We start from the raw sequence: 21,356 nt of genomic DNA, 5'->3' as shown, positions 1-21,356 counted from the left end.
TGCCCGGATAGGCTCGCCCGATGATCGATTCGACGATGCGGGTGCGGGTCGCCCGCCCCTCCCGGGACCTCGCCGCCGCCGAGCGGTTCTACGTCGACGGCCTGGGGCTCGACGTCCTCTGGCGCACCACCGAGCGGGTGTCCGGCGAGCACGACCTGATCATGGTCGGCCCGGCCGGCGGCAGCTGGCACTTCGAGCTCACCCGCGACCCGGAGCACCCGCTGGAGCCGACGCCGACCGTGGACGACCTCTTCGTCGTCTACCTGGGCGCGCCGGTCGACGAGGCCGCCGTGGCCAGGCTGGAGGCCGCCGGCGGCACCCGGGTCGCCGCGCACAACCCGTACTGGGACGAGTACGGCGTGACCGTCGCAGACCCGGACGGGTACCGGCTGGTGCTCTGCAGCCGGACCTGGGGCGCCTGACCCCGCCTGCCGGGTCCGGGCGTCGCCGCCGGAGTGGGAAGTCGGCCCGGCCGACTTCCCACTCCATGAGCGCCGTTGCTCCCGACTCGCCCCGGCCTCGGCGGCCCGGCCGGTCTCCCCGGGCCCCGGCGGCGGTCAGCCGACGGTGACCCGGACGTCCTTGACCGCCAGCACCTTGCAGGAGGCGGCGTTGCCGGGCTCGCGGCAGGAGGCCCGGTCGACGTAGTGCCAGGTGAGCGTGGTGCTGCCGGCGGCGGTCGCGGTCCAGGTCTGGCGGACGGTGTGGCCGCAGCCCGCGGAGTCGGGCGGGCAGCTGCTCAACTTGGCGTCCGCGTCCCGGTGCAGGACGGCGCGGTCGCCCTCGCCGGTCAGCTGCCAGCCGTGCGGCAGCGGGGCGGAGGTCAGGCTGACGCCGACCGAGCGGCCGACGGCCAGGTGGACGTCGGCCGGTTCGAAGGCCGGCTTGCCGCCGGCCACGGCCTCGGCCTCCAGGTCGGCGGGCAGGGCGAGGACGGTGTCCGGCCGCTCGTCCGACGACGGCCCGCCGGAGGACGAACAGCCGGCCACCGGCGCCAGGGCCAGCAGGGCGGCGGCCGCGAGGGCGAGCGGGCGGCGCGGGGATCGGGCGGTCACCGGGCGTCCGCCTCCCGGGCGTTGCGCCGCAGCTCGATCAGCGCCGCGACCTCCGCCAGCCAGCGCGCGAACAGGTGCTCGCGCCCGAGGTCGGCGCCGCTCGCGGCGGCGGCCTGCAGCCACTCGCGGACGACGGTCCGGCCCGGCTCGCCGATGACCGGCTCGGGCAGCGCGAGGGCCGCCGCGAAGCCGCCGGCGCGGACGTGCTGGGCCAGGAAGCCCAGCGGGTACGCGCCGATGCCCGCCGCCTCGGCGCGGTGGGCGGCCGCGATGGCGGCCTCGGTGAACAGGGCCTGGCGCGGGCCACCGGTGAGCAGCAGGCCACGGGTGATGGCGGCGGCGACGTCGAGGTCCGCCAGTTCGGCGTCGGGGCGGACGTTCGTCATTTCGGCAGCTCCAGCGCGGTCGACTTGTTGAGGGGGTGTTCACCGGGGGTCAGTCCGCCGAGCTGGCTGTTGACGAACTGCTCCTCGGTCACCCAGGAGGTGAAGCCCCAGGGGTTGTAGACCTGCAGCTTGTCACCGTCCCGCCCGATGATCATCATCTGGTGACCCGAGTCGTCGTTCCGCACGGTGATCGGGACGGGCAGGCCCTCGTCGACGGACTTCTCGATCCGCGCCAGCGCCGCCCGCCGGTCCTCGTCGCTCTCCAGCTCGACGTGCTCGTAGTCGGCGCCGGTGGCCTTGCCGAGGTCCTTGTCGGCCAGGTAGGTCTGGGCCTTCGGCCCGAGCCCGCTGTCCACCTGCGGGTAGACCTTCTTGTTCCCGTCGACCCGCTGGCCGTCCTTGTACTCGTTGAGGTACGTGTCCTGCAGCCGCTTCTCGAAGTTCTCCGGGGAGTCGGCGCCGGGGGCGTCCGGGGTGCCGCCGGTGGTCAGCTGGAACATCATCAGCGGGTCCAGCTTGGCCTGGGCGATCACGGTGGAGGCCGCCACGCAGTCGCTGACGTTGCGCTGCGAATAGAGGCCGTAGCCGTCGATGTTGACGTTCTGGCCGCCGTAGGTGACGTCGAGGTTGTCCGAGGACTCCCGGCCGGTGTCGCCGGTGCTGGTGGCCGGCACGAGGTGCTTGGCGAGCCAGGCCGGGTCGTCGCCGTGCGGGTGGATCTGGGCGTCGAACCGCTGGATGTCGGACACCGAGTGCCCGGCCGCCAGCGCCTTCCAGAGGTAGGCCGCCTCCTCGGGGGACTTCGCGCCGGACAGCAGCGCGCGGAACGCCGCCTGGTCGGCGCCGGTCATCACACCGAGGGTCTGGTTGGCCCGGTCGAGCTGGTTGGGCGTGAGGATGTAGCCGCCGTCCTCGCCCGCGCCGGGGTTCTTCTCGGTGGCCAGGACCACCGCGGCCAGCGGGTCGATCGAGCCCATCCCGGCGCGCGAGGCGCGCGCCGCGGAGGCCAGCTGGTTCAGCTTGCTGGCGGTGCTGGTGCCGGTGCTCTCCACCCGCCGGGCCGCCGCGAGCCGGGCGTCGACGCCGGCCAGCGCGGTCGCCATCGCGTCCTGGTCGAAGCCGCCCGGGTCCTGGCGGGCCCGCTCCCCGGCGGACCGCAGCTGTTCGCGGCCCTGGGTGTCGGTCTTCTTCGCCCAGTCCAGCTCGCTCGCCCAGGTGTCCAGCAGGACGGCGGCCTGGGCGAGGGTCTGCTGGGAGGTGGTGGTCTCCTCCGACATCGCGTGGATCGCCTGCGTCGCGTGCTCGGCCACCGAGCCGCTCCAGACCGCGGGCAGCTGGTTGGTGGCGATCCCGGAGAGGTCCTGCGAGGCCTGGCCGAAGGAGGCCGCCGCCTGTCCGTAGTCCTTGGCGCGGGCCTGCACGGCGCTCACGTCGCCGACCGGCTCCGGCACGGCCAGCGCCTGGTCGATCCCCTCCAGCAGGTGGAGGTTGGCGAACATGAAGTTCACCTTCTCGATGGTGTGCCGCGCCTTCTCCAGATCCTTGACCTTGCTCACCGGCCGCCGCCCGCCGGCACCAGCGAGGCCGTGATGGCCTTCTCCGCGTTGCGGTAGTTGGCCGTGGTGGTCGACATCTTCTGGGACAGCTCGTCCAGCGCGCGCTGGGTGACGGTGATCTCCTTCGACCAGGCGCTGTCGAAGGAGGACCACGCACTGTCCATGCCGAACTCGCCGAAGGCGGTGGCCGCGTAGCAGACCGAGCCCGCGTAGGCGGTCTTGGCCGCGGCGATGTCCGTCGCCGTCTTGTTCAGTTGGTCCGTGACGCCGCTCAGACCGGCCACGCTGACGCCGTATCCGTCCCCGCCGCCGCCCGGCGCTGCTCCGTCGCTCATGCTTCCCCGTTCCCCCGTCTTCCGGTCCGTCGGTCCACCTGCCACCGGTGCCCGCGCGACGGTACGGCGCGGACACCGGGGAGAGAGCCTAACCTGTGGTGGGGGACAGGGTATTACGCCCGGGAGGGCCGGATCGGCTCCTCGCTTTCTTCACGGCCGGCCCGCAACGGCCGCACATTCGGGGCGTTCTGCGCGGTCTTCACCCCACGGGCCGGGGCCGGCTCGACCGCCGGGTCCAGGGTGTCCGCCTTCACCGGTACCGCTGCCGGCAGTGGTACCGGCAGCGCCGAACGGCGCGGGTAGCGGCGGTCGGTGGCCGTCGCGGCGGTGAGCAGCAGGGCGGCCGCCGCGGCGACGACGGTGATCCGGAACGGCGCTTCGGGTGCGAGGTGGTCGGCCGTCCAGCCGCCGAGGAACGTTCCCGCCGACTGGGCCAGGATGATCGCGCTGACCAGCGCCGCCATCGCCTCGCCGAGCCGCGCCGTCGGCACGGTCCGCTCCACCAGGCCGAACATGGTGATCATCTGAGGTGCGACGGCCATGCCCAGGCACCCGACGGCTCCGGCCAGGGCGAGTACGCCGCCGCCGGAGAAGAGCAGCAGGACGGAGGTGGCGAACAGCAGGACCGTTCCGGCCCGCAACCGGGCCGCCAGCTCCCAACGGGCCGGCAGCGCGGCGGTGGCGATGCCCGCGAAGGCACTGGTGAATCCCATGAAGCCGTAGATCAACCCCGCCGCACCGGGCCGGCCCAGCGCGTCCGTGGTGGCGGTGACCCCGACCTGCACCGAGCCGAAGCAGGCGCCCAGCAGCGCCATCCCGGCGAGCAGCAGCACGTACGGAGGGCTCATCAGGGGCTCGGCGGAGCGCCGCCGGGCGTCCGGTCCGGTACCGGGCGGCGCGGTCGGGTGCAGCGCGAACAGGGTGGCGCCGACGCCGACCAGCGCCGCCGCGGTGAGCAGCCCGGCGGCGGGGGAGACCAGGGTGGCGAGCAGACCGACCAGGGCCGGCCCGGTGGTGAAGCTGACCTCGTCCACGATGCCGTCCAGCGAGAGCATCGAGGACGTCAACTCCGCGTCCCCGCCCGCCAGCCGGACCCAGCGGCTGCGTGACAGCGGCCCGACCAGCGGGACCGAGAGGCCGATCAGCGCGGCCGGCGCGATCTGCGCGGCGAGCGGCAGACCGCCCTCGGACGCGGCCACCAGGGCGAGCACCGCGACCGTGTTGACGAGCGCGGTGACCAGGCCGACGGTGCGCTGCCCGCGCCGGTCCGCGAGCCGGCCGACCAGCGGCCCGCCGACCGCCTGACCGAGGGCCAGCGCCCCGGCCACCACCGAGCCGCGCCAGACGCTGCCGGCGTTCCGGGTGACCAGCAGCAGGGTGCCGATCGGGCACATCGCGTTCGGCAGCCGGCCGAGCAGCGACCAGAGCAGCACCCCACCGCCCGTCAGCTGCGCCGCCGAACGGAACCTCGTGACCACGGACATCGTGCTGCACCCCCACGCGGAGCCGGGGTGGGCGCCCGCCTCCCACCACCGGCCCGAGCCGGTACCGGCGGCCCGCGGGTGAGCTCCGACCGTACGACCTGGATGATCACCCGGGTAACCGTACGATCACCCAGCGCAGTCGAGTCGGAGCGTTCGGTCACCTTGGAGGACCGCCCAAGGGCGGCCGGAGGGTCGCCCGGCGCGGCGCGACCCGCCCGGTTCGGTGCGCCGGGTCCGAGGGCGGTCCGAGGGTGGCCGGACCGTGGTGCGGCCGGACCGGCTCAGCCGACCAGCGCGGCGCGGATCCGGTCCAGGATCTGCCCCGCGCCCGTGTAGCCGATGCCGAGCATCCAGAGGCCGTCGTCCACCTGGTAGACCCGCCCGGGATCCCTGCCCGCGGGAGGGTGCGGCTACGCCTGCGCGCGGGGCGTGCCGGGGTCGCCCCGGCCGTCCGCGTCCCGCCGGTCGTCCGCTCCGCCGTCCTGCCGGTCGTCCGTACCGCCGTCCTCCCGCTGCTCCCGGCGCTGGCGCAGCAGCCCGTCGTACTCGGCGTGCACCCGCCGGTCCATGGCCAGGGCGAACTGGGCGTCCGTGACCGTCCGGGCCAGTGGCCGCACCCGGAGGATCTGCTCGGTGAGGCGGGCCGCCTCACCGGGGGGCAGCGGGGTGTCGGCGGCGAGCGGGCCCAGGAGCTGGTCACGGGCCAGCGCGATGAAGATCTCGGCGATCGCGTCCACGTGCTCCTGGGCGCGGCGGCTGGCCTCCAGCACGACCGCGAGCGGCACGCCTTCGGCGACCAGGGCCGTGGTGGCGTCCATCAGCCGGCGGCTGACGTGGGTGATCCCGTCCTCCTCGACCGAGATGTAGCCCTGGGCGACGGACTCGGCGGTGTTCTCCTCGGTGAGCTGGTCGCCGAAGGCGGTCTTCAGCTCGTCCCAGTCGAGGTGGACGGGCGTCTCGTCCGACCAGGGCGCGATGATCGCGGCCTCCAGGCCGATCAGCTCGGCGACGTCCCGGCCGCTCTCCCCGGCGCCGATTAGCTCGGCGATGCCGCCCAGGGTGTGGCCGCGCTCCAGCAGTTCGGCGATCACGCCGAGCCGGTGCAGATGGGCCTCGCCGTACCAGGCGATCCGGCCCTCCTTGCGCGGCGGCTGGAGCAGCTTGCGCTCGCGGTAGAAACGCAGCGTCCGGGTGGTGATGCCGGCCGCCTCGGCCAGCTCCTCCACCCGGTACTCGCGTCGTCCGTCGCCCGCACCCGCTCTGACCTTGTCCACGGCGCTCAGCATAGGACCGGCGATCGCCGAAGTGACGTGGCCGGGCTTCTTCCCCCCGTCGGCGACAGGGGCTACTCTGCCAATCGTGCCAGTGATTGCTGGCATGGTTATCGCGACGGCATGACGGCACGATGGCAGGACGCACGACGGCACGTCGCGGCAGTGCGCACCTCACGGCCCCCACCCTCAGGAGGACGCCGCATGGCATCCAGCACGAAGCGCCCCCGCCCCGACGCGTCCGACCGGGCCCCGCTCGACGCCTCGACCGGCCCGGCCGACACCGCCCCGGACACCACCCCGGCCCCGGAAGCCACCCCGGCCGCACCCGACGCCCCGCACGTCCGGGTGGCCGTCATCGGCTCCGGCTTCGGCGGCATCGGCGCCGGCGTCCGGCTGCGCCGCGCCGGGATCACCGACTTCGTCATCCTGGAGCGCGCCGACTCGGTCGGCGGCACCTGGCGGGACAACAGCTACCCCGGTTGCGCCTGCGACGTCCCCTCCCACCTGTACTCCTTCTCCTTCGCGCCCAACCCCGACTGGCCGCGCAGCTTCTCCGGCCAGCCCGACATCCGCGCCTACCTGGAGAAGGTCACCGACGTCTTCGGCATCCGCCCGCACCTGCGGTTCAACGCCGAGGTCACCGAGGCCCGCTGGGAGGCCGACCGGACCCGCTGGCGGATCACCACCACGGCCGGCCAGTGGACGGCCGACGCCGTGGTCTCCGCCGCCGGGCCGCTCGCCGACCCGCAGATCCCCGACCTGCCGGGCCTGGACTCCTTCACCGGCAAGGTGTTCCACTCCTCCCGCTGGGACCACGACTTCGACCTCGCCGGCAAGCGGGTCGCGATGGTCGGCACCGGCGCCTCCGCCGCCCAGATCATTCCCAACATCCAGCCCGAGGTGGGCCGGCTGACCGTCTTCCAGCGCACCCCGGCCTGGGTCCTGCCGCGCCGCGACCGCGCGATCACCGACGCCGAGAAGTGGCTGCACACCCGGCTGCCCCTCACCGCCAAGCTCCGCCGGGGCACCCTCTTCGCGCTCCGCGAGCTCCAGGTGGACGCGTTCGTCCGCCGGCCCGGCCTGCTGAAGCTCGTCCAGCAGCTCGCCGAGCGGCACATCGCCCAGAGCGTCACCGATCCGGCGCTGCGCGCCAAGCTCACGCCGGACTACCGGATCGGCTGCAAGCGCATCCTGCTCAGTAACACCTACTATCCGGCGCTGGCCGCCGCCAACACCGAGGTGGTCGCCGCCGGCCTGCGCGAGGTGCGCGGCTCGACCCTGGTCGCCTCCGACGGCAGCGAGCACGAAGTCGACGCGATCGTCTTCGGCACCGGCTTCCACGTCACCGACATGCCCATCGGCGCCCGGGTGTTCGGGGCCAACGGCACCAGCCTGGCGGAGGAGTGGAAGGACGGTATGGAGGCGCTGCGCGGCTCCACCGTGCACGGCTTCCCGAACCTGTTCTTCGTGATCGGCCCCAACACCGGCCTCGGCAACAGTTCGATGATCCTCATGATCGAGTCCCAGCTCAACTACCTGGTCGACGCCCTCACCACGCTCGGCTCGGTCGGCGCCACCGCGATGCAGCCGACCGCCCGCGCCCAGCGGCACTGGAACCTCGAACTCCAGCACCGGATGGACCGGACCGTCTGGACCACCGGCGGCTGCCGCAGCTGGTACCTGGACAGCAGCGGCAAGAACACCGTGCTCTGGCCCGGCTCCACCACCTCCTTCCGCCGGGCCACCCGCAAGGTCGACCTCGCCGAGTACGAGCTGATCATGCGGACCGTGCCGGCCGACCGGAGCGCCGGGACGCCCGAGGAGGCGCTGGCATGAGCCCCGCGATCCCCGCCGACTGCGTCCCGCCCGCCCCCGCCGAGGAGTTGGTGATCCGCTCGGCCGACGGGAGCCGGCTGCACGCCGAGATCCACGGGCAGCCCGGCGCCCCGACCGTGGTGCTCGCCCACGGCTGGACCTGCTCGACCGTCTTCTGGGCGCCGGTGATCCACCGGCTCGCCGACCGCTACCGGGTGGTGGCCTACGACCAGCGCGGCCACGGCCGTAGCGAGGTCCCGCCCAGCCGGCTCCGCTACTCGACCCGGGCGCTCGCCGAGGACCTCTCCGCCGTGCTCGCCCGGACCGTTCCGGCGGGGGAGCGGGCCGTCCTGGTCGGCCACAGCATGGGCGGCATGACCGTGATGGCCGCCGCCGGCCGCCCCGAGGTCGCCGAGCGGACCGCCGCCGCGGTGCTGGTCTCCACCGGCCCGGCCGACCTGGTGACCGAGTTGCTCGTGCTGCCGGAGGCGGTGCGCCCGGCACGGCTGCGGCGCTTCCTGCACCGGCAGGGCCTGCGCTCCCGGCTGCCGCTCGGTCCGGTCGGCCCGGTCAGCCGTGCGGTGCTCAAGTACGTCACCATGGGGGCGGGTTCGCCCGCCGACCGGGTCGAGGCGACGGCCCGGGTGGTGCACGCCTGTCCGACCGCCGTCCGGGCCCGCTGGGCCGGCGTCCTGGACTCGCTCGACGTCCGCGCCGGGCTGGCCCGGCTCACCGTGCCGACCGCCGTCGTGGTCGGCACCGACGACCGGCTGACCCCGCCGGCGCACGCGCACCGCATCGTCGCCGCGCTGCCCGACCCGCAGGGGCTGCTCCTGCTGCCCGGGGCCGGCCACATGGTGCCGATCGAGCGGCCCGCCGAGGTCGCCGCCGAGATCGAGCGGCTCGCGACCGCCCACCTGCCCGCCGCCCACCGTCCTTCCCCCCAGAGGAGCCTGACCGCATGAGTGCCACGTTGCCGCTGTCCGCACAGGTCGTCGTCGTCACGGGTGCCGCGCGCGGGGTCGGCGCCGCCCTGGCCCGCAAGCTCACCCTGCAGGGCGCCAAGGTGGCCCTGCTCGGGCTGGAACCGGCCGAGCTCAAGGAGGTCGCCGCACTCTGCGGCCCGGGCGCCACCGCCTGGGAGGCCGACGTCACCGACATCGACGCGCTCACCGAGACCGCCCGCCGGATCAAGGAGCACTACGGCCGGATCGACGTGGTGGTCGCCAACGCGGGCATCGCCATCGGCGGCCCGCTACTGGACAGCGACCACCGGGCGTTCAGCCGGGTGATCGAGGTGAACCTGCTCGGCAGCGTGGCCACCGCGCGGGCCTTCCTGCCGGCCCTCGCCGAGAGCCGCGGCTACCTGCTCCAGATCGCCTCGCTCGCCGCGCTCACGCCCGCCCCGCTGATGAGCGCGTACTGCGCCAGCAAGTCCGGCGTCGAGGCCTTCGCCCACTCGATCCGCGCCGAGGTCGCCCACCAGGGCGTCAAGGTCGGTGTCGGCTACCTGAGTTGGACCGACACCGACATGGTCCGCGGCGCCGACCAGGACGCCGTCCTCAAGCAGATGCGCGACCGCCTGCCCTGGCCGGCCAACAAGACGTACCCGCTCGGCCCGGCCGTGGACCGCCTGGTCGCCGGCATCGCCCGCCGCTCCGCCCACGTCTACGCCCAGCCCTGGCTGCGCGGCATGCAGCCGGTCCGCTGGATCCTGCCCTCGCTGATCGCCGCCGTCGGCTCCCGCGACATCGCCCGGCTCGCCCCGCAGCTGGCCGCCACCGCGGCCTCCCGCCTCCGCCCGGTCGGCGCGGGCGGCGCCGCGGACAGCGCCGCGCACCCCGAGAAGCCCTGACCGCCGGGCCCGGCCGGCCCCGTCCCGCCGGGCCGGCCGGGCCGGGGCACCGCTCAGTTCGCCGGCTTCGCGAGCTGTTTCAGAGTGTCGTACGCCGACTGCACGAAGCGCCCGTCGAGCGCCGGACCGGTGTTGGTGAGGGCGGCCACCGCCGTCGCGGTCTGCGGGCAGAAGCCGACGACGACGGTGAACCCGCGGGTGGCGCCGGAGTGGAAGTAAAGATCGCGGCCGTCCGGCGTCCTGCGCAGGTTCCAGACCAGGCCGATTCGGTCGCCCGATCGGGAGAGCCGAAGCCATGGGCGCTGGACGTCGCGCAGCGCGTGCCCCAACTCGCCTTCCTCCGGCGACAGGTGGGCGCGGAGGAAGCGCAGCACATCGGCGCCGCCGGCCCGGACGGCGCCGGCGCCCGGCAGCCCGGGGATGAGCCACGGCGGGATCGGGCGACCGCGCCGGTGGCCGGTGGCGCGGTGCGGGGCGTCGGGGGAGCAGGTGGCGGTGCGCAGGCCGAGGGGGCGGCAGAGGCGGTCGGCGAGCAGCTCGGCGTAGCCGGTGCCGCCCGCCTCGGCGAGCAGCCGGCCGAGCAGGCCGACCCCGTAGTTGGAGTACCCGTAGCGCGTACCGGGCGCGTGGCGCACGCTGGTTCGGGCCACGCCGGCGCGCAGCCGTCGGTCGTCGAAGCCCGCGTACGGATTGCGGGCCCAGCTGGGGAGGGCGGTCGCGAGCAGTCCGGGCGGGAGCTTGGGCAGGCCCGAGGTGTGGGTGGCCAGGTGCAGCAGCCGGATCGGGCCGCCGTGCCGGACGTCCGGCGGGCACCAGCCCGTCGGGAGGTGCCGCTGCAGCGGGTCGTCCAGGGCGACTTCGCCCCGTGCGGTCATGACGGCGAGCAGCAGGGCGGTGAACGTCTTGGTGACGGAGCCGAGTTCGTAGACGGTCTCGGGCGTGCAGGGCTCCCCGTCGAGGGCGGTCCGGCCGTGGCAGTGGACGGCGGTCCGGTCCCCGCGGGCCACGGCCAGCGTCACGGCGGTGGCGTACGGCGCGGCGGCCCGGACGAGGGCGGGGGCCTGGTCCGCACCCGGGCCGCTGAAGCCGTGCAGGCCGCCCTCCGCCGCCCGGCGGGCGGCGGAGGGCGGGCCGGTCATCGTGTCCGGGTCGGTCATCGCGTTCAGGCCGCGACCGCGGCGCCGCCGAGTGCCCGCGACAGGGTGACGGTGCCGGCCACCACGGCGACGACGGCGGTGTGCTCGTGGTCGCGGAAGGCCTGCTCGGGGTCGTCCGAGACCGGCTCGGCGCTCTCGCGCGGGATCAGCCCGTCCTCGCGCTGGATCGCGGCCAGCGCCTCCCAGCCCTGCGTGCCGGTGACGGGCTCCCCGACGCACGAGTCGACCACCAGGAGTTCGCCGACGAGGTCCCACTGACCGACCTCCAGCCAGGTGTCGACCCAGACCGGCAGCCAGGTGCGGACGTAGTCGCGCATCGGTTCGGGCATGCCCTCGGGCCGGGCACCCCAGTCGGTGAGGTGGAAGACGGCGTGGGTGATGTGGTAGCCGGTCAGCCAGTCGATGGCCCAGGGTTCCGGTGTCGCGCCGAGCCAGGTCCGGGAGGTGAGGGCGTCCCAGTCGTCGGGCTGATTGCGCAGTCCGATCACTCGGCGCGCGTTGGCGAGGGCGAGCCGCCGGTTGGGCATCATCTCGATGGCCTGGATCCCGCGGACCTTCGTCAGGGACTCCAGGAGCTCCTCCAGCGGGGCGTGCCGGTAGCCGGACCGGGCGAAGTGGACGTACGTCTCCAGCGGGTCGGTCATCACGGGGTAGCGCAGCAGCCGCTCGTACAGGAGGTTCCCCTCCCGCAGTTGGGACCAGCCGAAGTCCAGGAGTTCGCGGGCGATGCGGGCGTCGTGGGGGCCGGTGACGCCGTCGCGCAGGACGAGTGACGCGGCGAGGGCGGACTCGGCGAGCGGCTTGTAGGCGTTGTTCGGATCGGCCAGGTCGATGGTGACGTCGTCGGGGAGTCGGCCGAAGCCGCGCTCGTGGCAGTCGTGCAGCCAGGCCATCGCACGCGATCCCAACTGCTGTGCGGAGGAGAGGAGCTGGTTATCGGTCATGAAGCCGCTCCGCTCAGCAGGTGTTCGGCCACAGCGAGTTCGAGTGCGGTGCGGGCACTGCCGTCACCCACGGCCCGGATCCGGTCCAGCATGGGTTCGACCTCCAGGGGCAGCGGCCGTCTGTCGGCGGCGAGCCAGGCGAGCCATCTGGTCAGCCGGGCGGCGACCCGGTAGTCGCAGCGCAGCAGCGAACGGACGGCGCCGCGGGCGAGGGCGAGACCGTGCTCGCGGGCCGCGTCGTGCACGGGGCCGTCGAGGCCGGGGAGGGCGAGGGCGGACAGCTGGGCCATCCGGACCGACCAGGCCTGCCAGGCGTGGGGCTCCGGCCGCGGGGCGTGACCGGGGTGGGGCACACCGCGGTCGTGCGCCGTGTCGCCGGCCGGTTCGGGGAACAGCAGGTCGGCGGCGGGTCCGGGCGCCCGGGCGAGCAGCACGGTGGTGGCCCAGTCCCGCCACGCGGCGACGAGGACGGCACCAGCCGCCCGGTCGTCGCCGGCGGACCGGGCGGAGACGGGGGACCCCGGTTCGGTGGGCGCCGGAAAGCCGGCGAGGGGGAAGGCCCGGTGGGCTTCGGTCAGCAGCAGGACGGCCTGTTCGTCGGCCCCGGCCACACCCAGCACCTGCGGTGCGAGCACGTCCGGCCCGAGCACCCGGGCGGCGGCGAGGACCGGACGCGGCGCGGGGCCGGTGTCGGGCGCGGCGGGCGCGACCGCGCCCTCGACACCACGGAGGGCGTCGAGGGTGCGGCCTGCCAGCCGCTCCACCGCTGCGGCGTATTCGTCGCGGAGCGAGAGATCGGCGGTTGGCATGGTGCGTACTTCTCCTTGAAGAGGGCTTCGCGGTGTCACGGGCCCGCTGTGCGCCCGCGGACTCCGCGCGGTGCCGGGTGCCGTCGGTCCCGGATTACCGGGTCTTCTCCTTCGGCGGCTTCGGCGACAGCAGCAGCGCTCCTGCCAGGAGCAGCAGGGCGGCGGCTTCGGGGCGGTACGTGGGCGCGTCGCTGACGGTCGCCTCGTCCTCCGTGATCAACATGCCTAGTGCGTCGAGCTCGGCCTGGGTGGCGAGCGTCGTCCGCGTGGTCTGAGTAAGCATCTGAGTGCCTCCTCATCGAAGTTCCATCGCCCGGTCCGGCGATGCCCCCCTTCATCGACCATAGGAGCACGAACCATCCGGCGCCACCGCAGTACGCTCCGTGACCACCGTCACCGAGAGGTACCTCACCGGCGCGCAGCGAGAGCGCCCGGGGTGTCGCGGATACCCGCGAGTAGATACGGTCGCTGCATGACCACTGCCTTGATCACCGGCGCGACCGCCGGCATCGGAGCCGCGTTCGCCCGCCGGCTCGCCCGGAGCGGCTACCGGCTCGTCCTGGTGGCCCGGGACACCGAGCGGCTGGAGCGCGCGGCCGCCGACCTGCGGGCCAAGTTCGGCATCGACACCGAGGTGCTCACCGCGGACCTGGCCACCGAGGCCGGTATCGCGGCCGTCGAGACCCGGCTGGCCGACCCGGCCCACCCGGTGGACCTGCTCGTGAACAACGCCGGTTTCGGCAACAAGGGCGCCTTCCTGACCGTCCCGCTCCAGGACGAGCTGGACATGCTGAAGGTGCACGTCGAGGCGATCCTGCGGCTCACCACGGCGGCGCTGCCCGGCATGCGCGAGCGCGGCCGCGGCGCGATCGTCAACGTCGCCTCGGTGGCGGCGTTCCTGCCGCGCGGCACGTACGGGGCCAGCAAGGCGTGGGTGGTGAGCTTCACCCAGGGCGTGATGCGCGACCTCGGCGGCACCGGCGTGCGGCTGATGGCGCTCTGCCCGGGCTTCACCCACACCGAGTTCCACGAGCGGGCCGGCATGGGCACCGGCAACATCCCCTCCTGGGGCTGGCTGTCCGCCGAGCGGGTGGTCGCCGAGGCCATGAGGGACCTGGCGCGCGGCCGCTCGCTGTCCGTGCCGAGCAAGCGCTACAAGCTCGCGGTCGCGATCGCCCGGGTGCTGCCGTCGGGCAAGCTCGGCGGGGTCTCCTCGAAGGCGGCGCGGACGTACCGGACCGACTGACGCACCGGTTCGGCGGGCGGGCCGGCGGGCCGCGTGGCGGGCGGGGCCGGGCGGCGCCGGTCCCCCAGGGGCGGCCATGGGAATAGGAACAGTCTCACTATTAGCTTAGCTAACTATGAGCTATTCTCGCTATGCCGGTGGCCGCCCGACCGCCGTGTCCACCACGCCCGCCACGCCCGCCGCGGCCCCCGGCGGCGCCGTGCCCGCCGCGCGCCCGCGCGTCCGACCCCAGGAGGCCCGCCCTTGAGGCCCGACGGCATCAGCTGGACCCCGCCCGCCCAGGCCGAGGGAGAGCCCCGCCCGCCGGCCCAGTGGCGCCGCATCCTCGCGCTGTTCCGCCCGTACTCCGGCCGGCTGACCGTGGTCGGTGTGCTGGTGGCGGCCTCCGCGGTCGTCTCGGTGGTCACGCCGTTCCTGCTGAAGGCCGTGCTGGACACCGCCATCCCGCAGGGCCGGACCGGCCTGCTCAGCCTGCTCGCGCTCGGCATGATCGCCGCCGCCGTGGTCAACAGCATCTTCAACGTGCTGCAGACGCTGATCTCCACCACCGTCGGCCAGCGTGTGATGCACGACCTGCGCACCGCCGTCTACGGCCACCTCCAGCGGATGTCGCTGGCGTTCTTCACCCGCACCCGTACCGGCGAGGTGCAGTCCAGGATCGCCAACGACATCGGCGGCATGCAGTCCACCGTGACCTCCACCGCCACCTCGCTGGTCTCCAACTTCACCAGCGTGATCGCCTCGGTGGTCGCGATGGTCGCGCTGGACTGGCGGCTCACCGTCGTCTCGCTGCTGCTCCTGCCGGTCTTCGTCTGGATCAGCCGCCGGGTCGGCAACGAGCGCAAGAAGATCACCGGTGAGCGGCAGAAGCAGCTCGCCGCGATGAGCTCGGCCGTGCAGGAGTCCCTCTCGGTCAGCGGCATCCTGCTCGGCCGCACCATGGGCCGCTCCGACTCGCTCGCCGCGGACTTCACCGGGCAGTCCGACCGGCTGGCCGAGCTGGAGGTGCGCTCCAGCATGGCCGGGCGCTGGCGGATGAACACCATCCAGATCGTGATGGCCGCGATGCCCGCGGTGATCTACTGGGCGGCCGGACTGGCCTCGGCCGGCGGTTCGCCGATCGTCTCGGTCGGCACCCTGGTCGCCTTCGTCTCGCTCCAGCAGGGCCTGTTCCGCCCGACCATCAGCCTGCTCTCCACCGGTGTCCAGGTGCAGACCTCGCTGGCGCTGTTCCAGCGGATCTTCGAGTACCTCGACCTCCCGGTGGAGATCGCCGAGCCCGAGCGGCCGACCGTCCTGGAGAAGATCCGCGGCGAGGTCCGCTTCGAGGGCGTCGAGTTCCGCTACGACCCCGAGCAGGAGCGGCCCACGCTCGCCGGGGTGGAGCTCAAGGTCCCGGCCGGCAGCTCGCTCGCCGTGGTCGGCGAGACCGGCTCCGGCAAGACCACGCTCAGCTACCTCGTCCCCCGCCTCTACGACGTCACCGGCGGCCGGGTGACGATCGACGGGGTGGACGTCCGCGAGCTCTCCTTCGACTCGCTGTCACGGGCGGTCGGCGTGGTCTCCCAGGAGACGTACCTCTTCCACGCCTCGGTCGCCGACAACCTGCGCTTCGCCAAGCCGGACGCCACCGACGAGGAACTCGTCGCCGCCGCCCGGGCCGCGCAGATCCACGACACCATCGCCGGACTCCCGGACGGCTACGCGACCCTGGTCGGGGAGCGCGGCTACCGCTTCTCGGGAGGGGAGAAGCAGCGTCTCGCGCTGGCCCGGACCGTTCTGCGCAACCCGCCCGTGCTGATCCTGGACGAGGCCACCAGCGCGCTGGACAACCGCACCGAGCAGGCCGTCCAGCAGGCCATCGACACCCTCGCGGCCGACCGCACCACCATCACCATCGCCCACCGGCTCTCCACCGTCCGGGCCGCCGACCGGATCGTCGTGCTGGACCGGGGCGAGGTCGTCGAACAGGGCACCCACGACGAACTGGTCGAGGCCGACGGCCGGTACGCGGCCCTGCTGCGCCGTGAGGCGCCGGTCCCGGTGCTCGAAAAGCGGTAGCCGCCGGGGCGGCCGGTCCGTGGCCCGGGCTCGGGTGACGGTCAGGCGGCCTTGGGGATCTCGTTGTAGGTCTCCGCGATCTCCTGGCCGGACAGCTGCTGGATCGCCCGCATCACCTCGTCGGTGACCTGCCGGCGGGCCTTGAGCGACCGGGCCTGCCCGTGCAGTTCGTCGAAGTGCAGCGGCTCGCCGAAGCGGACCGTCACCTTGCGCAGGCGCGGGACGCGCTTGCCGATCGGCAGGATCTGGTCGGGCCCCTCCAGCGCCACCGGCACCACCGGGACGCCGGCGGTGAGGGCCAGCCAGGCCACGCCGGTCTTGCCGCGGTAGAGGCGGCCGTCGAGCGAGCGGGTGCCCTCGGGGTAGATGCCGAAGGCCTTGCCGTCCTCCAGGATCTCCAGGGCCGACTCCAGCGAGGCCTGCGCGGAGCGGTAGGTGCCGCGCTCGACGGGCACCGCGCCGATCGCCTCGAAGAAGCCCTTGGAGAGCGCGCCCTTCATCCCGGTACCGGTGAAGTACTCGGCCTTGGCCAGGAAGTGCACCCGGCGCGGCGCGGTCAGCGGGATCACCACGCTGTCGATGAAGGAGAGGTGATTGCTGGCCAGGATCACGCCGCCCTTGCGCGGCACGTTCTCCAGGCCCTCGATGGTCGGCCGCCAGATCCCCCGCGCGAGCGGTTTCAGCACCAGCTTGGTGACGAGATCGAGCATGGTCCCTCCCAGGACGAGCACGCCCGAGACGAGCCCGGGCCTGAACAGACGACGATCGGCGTTCGTTCCCCGGCCGGGCCGGGATCAGACCCGCAGACTACGACACCCACCCCCGAGCCCGTCCACTCCCGGCAACCGTGGCGCTCACCACGGCCGGGTAGGGTACGGCCGTCGGAAACGCACATCAGCAGTCATGCGGATCATCGCAGGCATGCAGTTCCTCAGGAGGGGCCACCCATGGCAGACGTCGACACCATCCGCGCGGCGTTCGACAAGTACGACGTGAACGGCAACGGCCGGATCACCGCCGTCGAGTACGCGAAGGTCGCCCGCGAGCTCGGCGACCTGACCACGTCGATCTCGATGGCCGAGGCCATCATCAAGCAGATGGACACCAACCACGACGGCGAGCTGACCTTCGACGAGTTCCTCGCCGCGCGTCAGGGCTGAGCCGGCTTCGGGCCGAAGCCGGTACCGGGCCGAGCCCGTTCAGGGCCGAGTCCGGACCGGGCCGAGCCCGCATCGGGCGGGGCTCCGGGAATCCCGGGGTCCCGCCCGCCGCGTTCCCGGGCCGGTCGGTCCGGCCCTCCGGGCGGCCCGGCCGGCGTCTGCTCAGGCCCGGGTCGGGAACACCCGGCGGACCACCCGCTCGCTCGCCCCGCCGTCGTCCCACGGGCAGAACCGTTCGCGGAACTTCGCCCGCGCCGCCGGCTCCGGGTCGCCGGCCAGCAGCGCCGAGGCCAGCCCGTCGGCATCCACCGTCACCGCGCCCGGCGGCTCCGCGAAGAGGTCGAAGTAGACGCCGCGCACCCGCCGGTACTCCTCCCAGTCCGGCGCGAAGATTACGATCGGCCGGTCCAGCACGGCGTAGTCGAACATCATCGAGGAGTAGTCGGTGACCAGGACGTCCGCCGCCAGGTAGAGGTCCTCCACGGTCGGGTGCGCCGAGACGTCCACGATCGCGGCCGCGTCCTCACCCGCCGCCAAGTCGCCCGGGCCCCCGGCGTGGAAGTAGTGCGTGCGCACCAGCAGCGTGAAGCCTGGGCCCAGCCGCCGGGCCAGCTCGCGGACGTCCAGCAGCGGGACGTACCCGCCCCGGCCCTCGCGGTGCGTCGGCGCGTACAGCACCGCCGTGGTGTCCGGTGCCAGCCCGAACCGTTCGCGCATCGCCGCCACTTCGGCCGGCGTGCTGACGGCCAGCCGGTCGTTGCGCGGGTAGCCGGTGTCCAGCATCTCGTAGCGGCCGGGGAAGGCCCGGGCGAAGTGCTCGCTGGTGTGCGGGTTGGAGGAGACCAGGAAGTCCCAGCGGTCGACGGCCTCCAGCAACCGGTCGAAGTCCATCCCGTCGGCGGCCACCGGGTGGTCCCGGAGGTCCATCCCCATCGCCTTCAGCGGCGTGCCGTGCTGCGTCTGGACGTGCACCGTCCCCGGCCGCTTCACCATCGTGCGCGGGAAGTTGACGTTGTTCACGAAGTACTTGGCGGTCGCCATCGCCTTCAGGTAGGCCGGTGTGTTGACGATCACGTAGGGCACCCCGGCCGGCAGCGTGGCCGCCTGCTTCCGGTTCTCCACCACCCACACGCCCCGTACGTCCGGGGCGAGTTCCCTGGCCTTCTCGTAGATCGCCGCCGGGCTGCACGCGTAACCCCGGTGCCAGTACGCCGCGTAGACCGCCAGGTGCTCGTCCAGCGGGAGCCGGCGGAACGCGTTGTACGCGGTGAAGCGGGCGCCGCTGCGCACCCCCTTCTTCACCGCCGGGGCGACGGCCCGCGCCCCCCGCTTGAGTTCGCGCGGCAGCCGGCCGGTGCGGCGCAGTTCCGCGTAGGCGACCCGGGCACCGCGCGCCGCCAGGCGGTACTGCACACCGCGCAGGCCGCCGGGGAACTGGTAGCCGGCCGGGCGGTGGCGGGCGAAGTGCTCGGCGATCCGCCGGAAGAAGTCCTTGCGCAGCCCGGCCGGGACCAGCCCGGGGGTGTCGTGGACGGTCAGCGCCTGCTGGACGGTCCGCTCGAAGACGAGGGTGCGCAGGGTGTCCGGCACCGGGCGGCCGGGCCGGTCCGGGCGGTCCAGGAACGCGAAGATCGCGTCGTACTGGGCGAAGGCGTCGGCGTGCTTGGGGGAGGCGGTGCTGGTGATCGCGCCGGGGCGGCCACGCCGGTAGAAGTAGCAGACCCGGTCGAGGTAGCGCAGCCGTCCGGCGGCCAGCAGGGCCGGGTAGGTGACCGAGATGTCCTCGTAGAAGCCGCGCCCGAAGGAGACGCCGAGGCCGAGCAGGAAGTCGCGGCGGAAGACCTTGTTCCACACCGACATCACGGTCCGGAACAGCGCGGGGTGCTCGGCGAGGGTGCAGCCGTCGGCCAGCGGCGAGCCGACCAGGACGTGGCGCCAGGGGTTCGGCTCGGTCCCGCCGTCGGGGTAGACGTGGGTGAAGTCGGTGAGCAGGACGTCGGCCGGGGTCTCGCGGGCGCGTTCCTGCGCGAGCTCGTCGAGGAGCGCGGAGACGGTGCCGTCCGGCAGCCAGTCGTCGCTGTCGACGAACCAGACGTACTCGCCGCGCACCTCGGGGAGGGCGGCGGTCCGGGCACCGCCGAGACCCTGGTTCTCGGTGAGGTGCAGCACGCGCAACCGCGGGTCGCGGGCGGCGTACTCGTCCAGGATCGCGCCGCAGCGATCGGGGGAGAGGTCGTCGACCGCGATCACCTCGAAGCGCGACTCCCCGAGGGGAGTGGCTTCCAGGATCGAGTCGAGGCAGCGGGGCAGGTAGCGCTCGACTCCGTGGACCGGGAGCACGATGCTGAGGAGGACTGGCACGCTGGCCGAGTCTACCGAGCGCCGCCGGGGAGCGGATTCGCGCGGGGGCGGGGCACGGGGTGGGGGTGCGGTGCGCGGTGCCGGGCGGGGGTGCGGTGCGGGGGTGTGAGATGCGTCGCGGGAGCGTGGGGGCGGGCTTCGGTCCGGTGCCTCGCTACCGGGCCGTACCGGAGGCCGTCCGCGGGCCCGGAACCGCCGGTGCCGGGCCCCGTACGGGGCGGCACCGGCAGCCTGGTGGCGGCCCGGCCGACCCTCACGGCCGGCCGCCCGTCCCAGCGCCTCCCGGGCCTGGCCACCGCAGCGTCGAGGTGGCCGGGCAGTGGCTCGGGGGAGCCGGAATTCTTCATCAGTCGAACGCACGATTGAGCGGTGCTTGAGCGGGATCCGTGTTCGCGCGGTCGATGAAGATATTGCTTGGAGGTTTCCCCCACGTCAATCCCTCGATTGTGTTCACTTTCTGAACTGTCTCGTCCGAGTGGTCGGTGGCGCTCCGGTGGCGTGCGGGGCGACCGCCGGTCGCGTCCGGGGCCCGCCGGTCGTGATCGACGGTGATCCCGCACGCCGGGCGCGTACCTCCCCGGCAAGCGCCGGGTGCGTACCCCCGAGGCACCCGTGACGCGCGGCCGGTCGTGCACCATCATTGATGCTCAGTCGTAACCGCTCCGGGCGGCCCCTGGTGCGGCGTCAGTTGACGCCGCACGATACGGTGGCAGCACACCAGGACGGTTGCGCGAAGGCCGTCTGTCACGGATAGTCTTCGCCTCACGGCCCTGGCGCCTCGTAGGGGTGGGAAAAACTGATGGAACACATGCAAGTGCGGTCCCGGCCCCGCGTGCCGGCGATCCAGTGCGGCGTCGGCGCGACCGGCCGTCGGATCGAGCGTCATCTGGCAGTGCTCGGCGCGCCCGCACTCCCGGCGGTGGACACCGCCGAGGCACTCGGGTTGATAAGGGAACTGACGCCGCGCGGCTCCAGTGCCCCGACCGAGCCGCGTCGCCATGCGCGGGTGTCGCTGCTGGCGCCGCTGCGCCGGCTGCGGCGGAGCCTGTTCGGCGGTCGCGGCTAGGGCCTCCAGCCCTCGCGCCCACCGGCATCCGACCCGGCGGACCTCAGGGACCGTCGGGTCTTCGGCGTACCCGGGGTCCTTCGGCCGACCTCGGGCTCCTCGGGCCCAAGCCCTCGGGCCCAAACCGGGCCCGGGGCCGGCCGCCCGGCCGGGAGCAGCCCGAACCGTCCACCGTGCGGCCTCCTGCCCCCACCAGCACGGCGAGTCGGCGAGGCGGGCCCCGGTGCCCCCGGCGGTACGTGAGGATGGCGTTCATGGCGGACAACATCCACTCCACGCCCTTCCACACCACCACCTTCGAGATCACCACGGGCAGCCACGAGGTCGCCCTCGACATCACCGACCGCTGCGCCGAGTTCCTGAACGACCGGGCAGCCGGCCGTGACGGCCTGCTCAACGTCTTCGTGCCGCACGCCACGGCCGGAATCGCCGTGCTGGAGACCGGCTCGGGCAGCGACGACGACCTCCTCACGACGTTGCGCGAACTGCTGCCCGCCGACGACCGCTGGCGTCACCGGCACGGCAGCCCGGGTCACGGCCGCGACCACGTCGTCCCGGGCCTGGTCGCCCCGCACGCCACCCTGCCCGTGATCGGCGGCCAACTGGCGCTCGGCGTCTGGCAGTCCGTCGTCCTGATCGACACCAATCGAGACAACCCGCGCCGGACGGTCCGGCTCTCCTTCCTGGGCTGACCGGCCCGTACCCCGGCCCGGCCGTCCCGCCGGGGGCCCGTGGCGTGGCTTCCGGTGGGGTGGCCGGCCGCGGTCGTGGTCGGCGGGTCGGCTATCGGGT

At 73.8% G+C, this 21,356-nt stretch carries 21 protein-coding genes; 9 read left to right on the top strand and 12 right to left on the bottom strand.

Going from position 1 to position 21,356, the window contains the following annotated elements; genetic code table 11:
* Positions 1-20 precede the first annotated feature (20 nt).
* Positions 21-422 carry a VOC family protein gene (locus ABZ495_RS12695; RefSeq protein ID WP_329490531.1) on the top strand — a complete coding sequence of 134 codons (402 nt, stop codon included), beginning with the start codon at positions 21-23 and terminating at the stop codon, positions 420-422.
* A 135-nt stretch (positions 423-557) separates the two neighbouring features.
* Here the strand turns inward: ABZ495_RS12695 and ABZ495_RS12690 are convergent, their stop codons facing one another.
* The 6 genes from ABZ495_RS12690 to ABZ495_RS12665 form a co-directional block, all read right to left on the bottom strand.
* Entirely contained in the window at positions 558-1,055 is a 498-nt protein-coding gene (locus tag ABZ495_RS12690; RefSeq protein WP_359804267.1) for a hypothetical protein, read from the bottom strand.
* Positions 1,052-1,441, bottom strand: coding sequence for a hypothetical protein (locus ABZ495_RS12685; RefSeq protein WP_329490533.1), 390 nt, complete (start codon positions 1,439-1,441; stop codon positions 1,052-1,054). Before ABZ495_RS12685 ends, ABZ495_RS12690 begins: the two co-directional genes overlap by 4 nt.
* Positions 1,438-2,997: a hypothetical protein gene (locus tag ABZ495_RS12680; RefSeq protein ID WP_329490534.1), complete on the bottom strand. Its 1,560-nt coding sequence runs from the start codon at positions 2,995-2,997 to the stop codon at positions 1,438-1,440. The genes ABZ495_RS12685 and ABZ495_RS12680 overlap by 4 nt, the downstream gene beginning before the upstream one ends.
* Positions 2,994-3,332: a type VII secretion target gene (locus ABZ495_RS12675; RefSeq protein WP_329490535.1), complete on the bottom strand. Its 339-nt coding sequence runs from the start codon at positions 3,330-3,332 to the stop codon at positions 2,994-2,996. Before ABZ495_RS12675 ends, ABZ495_RS12680 begins: the two co-directional genes overlap by 4 nt.
* A gap of 113 nt (positions 3,333-3,445) precedes the next feature.
* On the bottom strand, positions 3,446-4,816 hold the full coding sequence (locus ABZ495_RS12670) for an MFS transporter (RefSeq protein ID WP_359835648.1): 1,371 nt from the start codon (positions 4,814-4,816) through the stop codon (positions 3,446-3,448).
* A 410-nt stretch (positions 4,817-5,226) separates the two neighbouring features.
* On the bottom strand, positions 5,227-6,090 hold the full coding sequence (locus ABZ495_RS12665; protein WP_359804270.1) for a MerR family transcriptional regulator: 864 nt from the start codon (positions 6,088-6,090) through the stop codon (positions 5,227-5,229).
* A gap of 201 nt (positions 6,091-6,291) precedes the next feature.
* On the opposite strand from ABZ495_RS12665, the gene ABZ495_RS12660 reads away from it, so the two are divergent.
* From ABZ495_RS12660 to ABZ495_RS12650, 3 genes are read left to right on the top strand one after another with little or no spacing between them, the layout of a single operon-like run.
* Positions 6,292-7,926, top strand: coding sequence for an NAD(P)/FAD-dependent oxidoreductase (locus ABZ495_RS12660; RefSeq protein WP_359804271.1), 1,635 nt, complete (start codon positions 6,292-6,294; stop codon positions 7,924-7,926).
* Positions 7,923-8,870 (top strand): alpha/beta hydrolase, encoded by a 948-nt coding sequence (locus ABZ495_RS12655; RefSeq protein WP_359804272.1) that lies wholly within the window; start codon positions 7,923-7,925, stop codon positions 8,868-8,870. Before ABZ495_RS12660 ends, ABZ495_RS12655 begins: the two co-directional genes overlap by 4 nt.
* Positions 8,867-9,760: an SDR family oxidoreductase gene (locus ABZ495_RS12650; RefSeq protein WP_329490541.1), complete on the top strand. Its 894-nt coding sequence runs from the start codon at positions 8,867-8,869 to the stop codon at positions 9,758-9,760. The genes ABZ495_RS12655 and ABZ495_RS12650 overlap by 4 nt, the downstream gene beginning before the upstream one ends.
* 53 nt (positions 9,761-9,813) lie before the next feature.
* Here ABZ495_RS12650 and ABZ495_RS12645 read toward each other — a convergent pair whose 3' ends face one another.
* The 4 genes from ABZ495_RS12645 to ABZ495_RS12630 all read right to left on the bottom strand — a co-directional run bounded on the left by ABZ495_RS12645 (position 9,814) and on the right by ABZ495_RS12630 (position 12,953).
* Positions 9,814-10,917, bottom strand: coding sequence for a serine hydrolase domain-containing protein (locus tag ABZ495_RS12645; protein WP_359835646.1), 1,104 nt, complete (start codon positions 10,915-10,917; stop codon positions 9,814-9,816).
* A gap of 5 nt (positions 10,918-10,922) precedes the next feature.
* Positions 10,923-11,861: a hypothetical protein gene (locus tag ABZ495_RS12640; protein WP_359835644.1), complete on the bottom strand. Its 939-nt coding sequence runs from the start codon at positions 11,859-11,861 to the stop codon at positions 10,923-10,925.
* The gene (locus ABZ495_RS12635) at positions 11,858-12,670 is read right to left on the bottom strand and encodes a hypothetical protein (RefSeq protein ID WP_359835642.1); all 813 of its coding nucleotides are present in this window, start codon (positions 12,668-12,670) and stop codon (positions 11,858-11,860) included. Before ABZ495_RS12635 ends, ABZ495_RS12640 begins: the two co-directional genes overlap by 4 nt.
* 94 nt (positions 12,671-12,764) lie before the next feature.
* On the bottom strand, positions 12,765-12,953 hold the full coding sequence (locus tag ABZ495_RS12630) for a hypothetical protein (RefSeq protein ID WP_329490545.1): 189 nt from the start codon (positions 12,951-12,953) through the stop codon (positions 12,765-12,767).
* A gap of 189 nt (positions 12,954-13,142) precedes the next feature.
* Between ABZ495_RS12630 and ABZ495_RS12625 the strand changes: the two genes are divergently transcribed.
* Positions 13,143-13,916 (top strand): SDR family oxidoreductase, encoded by a 774-nt coding sequence (locus ABZ495_RS12625; protein WP_329490546.1) that lies wholly within the window; start codon positions 13,143-13,145, stop codon positions 13,914-13,916.
* Between the two features lie 243 nt (positions 13,917-14,159).
* On the top strand, positions 14,160-15,977 hold the full coding sequence (locus ABZ495_RS12620; RefSeq protein ID WP_329490547.1) for an ABC transporter ATP-binding protein: 1,818 nt from the start codon (positions 14,160-14,162) through the stop codon (positions 15,975-15,977).
* A gap of 41 nt (positions 15,978-16,018) precedes the next feature.
* Here ABZ495_RS12620 and ABZ495_RS12615 read toward each other — a convergent pair whose 3' ends face one another.
* Entirely contained in the window at positions 16,019-16,687 is a 669-nt protein-coding gene (locus ABZ495_RS12615; RefSeq protein WP_359804277.1) for a lysophospholipid acyltransferase family protein, read from the bottom strand.
* A 237-nt stretch (positions 16,688-16,924) separates the two neighbouring features.
* On the opposite strand from ABZ495_RS12615, the gene ABZ495_RS12610 reads away from it, so the two are divergent.
* Positions 16,925-17,137, top strand: a complete 213-nt coding sequence (locus ABZ495_RS12610; protein ID WP_329490549.1) for an EF-hand domain-containing protein — start codon at positions 16,925-16,927, stop codon at positions 17,135-17,137.
* Between the two features lie 162 nt (positions 17,138-17,299).
* Here ABZ495_RS12610 and ABZ495_RS12605 read toward each other — a convergent pair whose 3' ends face one another.
* A complete protein-coding gene (locus ABZ495_RS12605) occupies positions 17,300-19,498 on the bottom strand; it encodes a CDP-glycerol glycerophosphotransferase family protein (RefSeq protein ID WP_359835640.1) in 2,199 nt (732 codons plus the stop codon).
* A gap of 799 nt (positions 19,499-20,297) precedes the next feature.
* On the opposite strand from ABZ495_RS12605, the gene ABZ495_RS12600 reads away from it, so the two are divergent.
* Together ABZ495_RS12600 and ABZ495_RS12595 are read left to right on the top strand one after the other, a co-directional pair.
* Complete coding sequence (locus ABZ495_RS12600) at positions 20,298-20,564, top strand: hypothetical protein (RefSeq protein WP_329490551.1); 267 nt, start codon at positions 20,298-20,300, stop codon at positions 20,562-20,564.
* A 254-nt stretch (positions 20,565-20,818) separates the two neighbouring features.
* Positions 20,819-21,256 carry a YjbQ family protein gene (locus ABZ495_RS12595; RefSeq protein WP_329490552.1) on the top strand — a complete coding sequence of 146 codons (438 nt, stop codon included), beginning with the start codon at positions 20,819-20,821 and terminating at the stop codon, positions 21,254-21,256.
* Positions 21,257-21,356 lie beyond the last annotated feature (100 nt).

Origin of the sequence: Kitasatospora sp. NPDC005748 (assembly GCF_040630735.1) — a bacterium.
Lineage (GTDB): Bacteria > Actinomycetota > Actinomycetes > Streptomycetales > Streptomycetaceae > Kitasatospora.
This window is presented reverse-complemented; position numbering and strand designations above follow the sequence as displayed.

What these genes read in the sequence shown, in the direction of transcription:
- ABZ495_RS12695 (WP_329490531.1), top strand. Translation starts at nt 21, where the DNA reads ATGATCGATTCGACGATGCGGGTGCGGGTCGCCCGCCCCTCCCGGGAC.
- ABZ495_RS12685 (WP_329490533.1), bottom strand. Translation starts at nt 1,441, where the DNA reads ATGACGAACGTCCGCCCCGACGCCGAACTGGCGGACCTCGACGTCGCC.
- ABZ495_RS12675 (WP_329490535.1), bottom strand. Translation starts at nt 3,332, where the DNA reads ATGAGCGACGGAGCAGCGCCGGGCGGCGGCGGGGACGGATACGGCGTC.
- ABZ495_RS12670 (WP_359835648.1), bottom strand. Translation starts at nt 4,816, where the DNA reads ATGTCCGTGGTCACGAGGTTCCGTTCGGCGGCGCAGCTGACGGGCGGT.
- ABZ495_RS12660 (WP_359804271.1), top strand. Translation starts at nt 6,292, where the DNA reads ATGGCATCCAGCACGAAGCGCCCCCGCCCCGACGCGTCCGACCGGGCC.
- ABZ495_RS12655 (WP_359804272.1), top strand. Translation starts at nt 7,923, where the DNA reads ATGAGCCCCGCGATCCCCGCCGACTGCGTCCCGCCCGCCCCCGCCGAG.
- ABZ495_RS12650 (WP_329490541.1), top strand. Translation starts at nt 8,867, where the DNA reads ATGAGTGCCACGTTGCCGCTGTCCGCACAGGTCGTCGTCGTCACGGGT.
- ABZ495_RS12645 (WP_359835646.1), bottom strand. Translation starts at nt 10,917, where the DNA reads ATGACCGACCCGGACACGATGACCGGCCCGCCCTCCGCCGCCCGCCGG.
- ABZ495_RS12640 (WP_359835644.1), bottom strand. Translation starts at nt 11,861, where the DNA reads ATGACCGATAACCAGCTCCTCTCCTCCGCACAGCAGTTGGGATCGCGT.
- ABZ495_RS12635 (WP_359835642.1), bottom strand. Translation starts at nt 12,670, where the DNA reads ATGCCAACCGCCGATCTCTCGCTCCGCGACGAATACGCCGCAGCGGTG.
- ABZ495_RS12630 (WP_329490545.1), bottom strand. Translation starts at nt 12,953, where the DNA reads ATGCTTACTCAGACCACGCGGACGACGCTCGCCACCCAGGCCGAGCTC.
- ABZ495_RS12625 (WP_329490546.1), top strand. Translation starts at nt 13,143, where the DNA reads ATGACCACTGCCTTGATCACCGGCGCGACCGCCGGCATCGGAGCCGCG.
- ABZ495_RS12615 (WP_359804277.1), bottom strand. Translation starts at nt 16,687, where the DNA reads ATGCTCGATCTCGTCACCAAGCTGGTGCTGAAACCGCTCGCGCGGGGG.
- ABZ495_RS12610 (WP_329490549.1), top strand. Translation starts at nt 16,925, where the DNA reads ATGGCAGACGTCGACACCATCCGCGCGGCGTTCGACAAGTACGACGTG.
- ABZ495_RS12600 (WP_329490551.1), top strand. Translation starts at nt 20,298, where the DNA reads ATGGAACACATGCAAGTGCGGTCCCGGCCCCGCGTGCCGGCGATCCAG.
- ABZ495_RS12595 (WP_329490552.1), top strand. Translation starts at nt 20,819, where the DNA reads ATGGCGGACAACATCCACTCCACGCCCTTCCACACCACCACCTTCGAG.